At 31.5% G+C, this 2,170-nt stretch carries 3 protein-coding genes; all 3 read right to left on the bottom strand.

Annotated elements, in window-relative coordinates; genetic code table 11:
- Positions 1-228 (bottom strand): stalk domain-containing protein (locus tag JCM21531_RS16925; protein ID WP_038291568.1); only part of this gene is annotated, 228 nt, incomplete at its 3' end.
- Between the two features lie 41 nt (positions 229-269).
- Positions 270-845 carry a hypothetical protein gene (locus tag JCM21531_RS16920; protein ID WP_003513751.1) on the bottom strand — a complete coding sequence of 192 codons (576 nt, stop codon included), beginning with the start codon at positions 843-845 and terminating at the stop codon, positions 270-272.
- A gap of 58 nt (positions 846-903) precedes the next feature.
- The coding region (locus tag JCM21531_RS23260; RefSeq protein WP_243467886.1) for a DUF5702 domain-containing protein at positions 904-2,170 on the bottom strand (1,267 nt) is incomplete at its 5' end.

The following is a 2,170-nucleotide window of genomic DNA, read 5'->3' as shown; positions in this document are numbered from 1 at the left end:
TTTCTTCGCATTTCCATCCCAAGTTACTGTTGCTCCCAAAGCTTCTCCAATAAACCTTGCTGGTGTCTGCGTCCTTCCATTCGCATCGATGAACGGCTTCTCATCCGGAAAATACAACTCTTCTCCATTTACAACCACACGAAGCGGTATATTAATCGCAAAAGTAATACTTGAGAAAAGTATAGTTACTATAAATATTGTTAATATTAATTTTGCCGATTTTCTCATTTTAAGCCCTCCATTTTACTATAGTCTTTATTAACATAACCTTATTCTTCTTTATTCTCTTTTTCAAAGAAATGCTTGATTTCATTTATTTTATTGCCATTTTCATCAATCTCATATATATACACGCCATCTATAAACCAAAATGCAAATACCATGCCTTTACTTTCTGGATTTACGCAATAAACTACTTCATTAGTATCTATTTTTTTTAGTTGCGTCATATAATCATCTATCAATACACAGTCAACACCGTATCCTTTTGTTACAGACATATTTTTATTTTTCATATAAGTTCTCGTTCTATTCATCACATATATTGAACTACCTCCAGTGTAAGGATTTACAATGTCATCTTTATATATATCATGCAATGTAATCCCAATTCCCGCATAATCACCAGTTTCAGTAAATTTTCTCAAATATGCTGCTTCTTTAACATATTCTAAAAATCTTTCCGCATTAGTTTTTTCTTTTTTATCTGCTGTTTCATGTATATTCTGTGGCGAATTTGATACACTAGAAGGTTGATTACTTCCTTCTCCATTACCACTGCAAGCTGATAACAAAGACACTGCACATATTATTATTGCTATTAATATTGACTTTACTTTAACCATTTTTTACATCTCCTTCTTTATAAAATAATTTATAAATAAATAATTATATCTTCAAATGTTAATAACCTTTATATAGAATAACATCAAACTTTATTCTCTTTCCGTCTTCAGTTCTAAATTCCTTTGGTATAAAAGGTTTTGTTGCAAACAAATATTTTATTGAAATTGAAGATTCAATACGCATATATGTACTGAACTCTGACAACTTAAAAGTTTTATTCCCTGAAATACTCCTCATATTTACCTGTATCAAATCAGCTATTCTTTTCATTTTCACATCTTTGTTTGCGAAAAGTAAAAATAGTCTTAAGTAATCAGTATATTTCATAGAGAGGAAAGACCCCCTGAGGTTCGTCTTCATTACATCTGAATCGCTCGTATTGCCAATAGAATCAATGAATTTATTTACTTCCTCTTTTCCCTTATTAGCAACATCTTTTAATGTTTCTTTGAACTTATTAACCAAATTATCTTTATAATCCATTATACTAGACTTTATATTATATTTTACTTTCTTTTTTGCTTCCTGAATAGTGTTAAAAATCATACTATTTACTTTTTTACTTGTTTCATCTACATTATAGCCAAGCAGCTCTTTTCCCTCTGCAAGTATTACAGTAAGTTCTTCTATAGCTTCTTTTAGATTTCTATCTTTATACACTTCAAGGAAGTCTGTATAATCAACTCCTTGAATTGTAATTGGTACATAGCTGCCAACAGTACTGTTTTCAACAATTTCCATTTCAACAAGAAGTAATGTTTGAATTTCACTACTGATTTGATTCATTATATCTCCTATTTCTCCCTCAACTTCAACATTTAAACTTGCCTCCAAATCATCAAATAACTCCTCTGCAGAATATACAACTTCTTTCAAAGGATTTTCAATGCTAGCAAATGCCTTGTCTACCAGCAGGTCTACTTTTGAGTCTATATAGTCTGCTACAGTGGTGCTAGCCTTCTCCAAAAAATCTTCAACGGTGCTCTCCGTATAATCAATCACATCTTGAGTAACATTTTTAGCCTTTTCTTTGGCTTTATCAATAATTTCATTTGTAATTGTTGTCGAAAGTCCTTTTATATCCGTTATCCATGTATTTCTCGTTTTAAATATTGGTATACTCTCACCCTTTAACAATAAATATACATCAAACAAAGATTCAGCCATTGCCCAAGCCATCATAATTAATGTGTGCACTATCGGTACACCTACACCACCGGTCCACCCAGCTACAACGGTAGCAATCTCTAATGCAGTATTAAACTTATATGGATCCGTATATATCGCTATAACATTCAACGCAAACCTAACAAGAGTAATCTGC

This window comes from Acetivibrio straminisolvens JCM 21531 (genome assembly GCF_000521465.1).
GTDB classification, from domain to species: domain Bacteria; phylum Bacillota; class Clostridia; order Acetivibrionales; family Acetivibrionaceae; genus Hungateiclostridium; species Hungateiclostridium straminisolvens.
This window is presented reverse-complemented; position numbering and strand designations above follow the sequence as displayed.

Coding starts and splice junctions, on each gene's coding strand:
- JCM21531_RS16920 (WP_003513751.1), bottom strand. CDS start 845: ATGGTTAAAGTAAAGTCAATATTAATAGCAATAATAATATGTGCAGTG.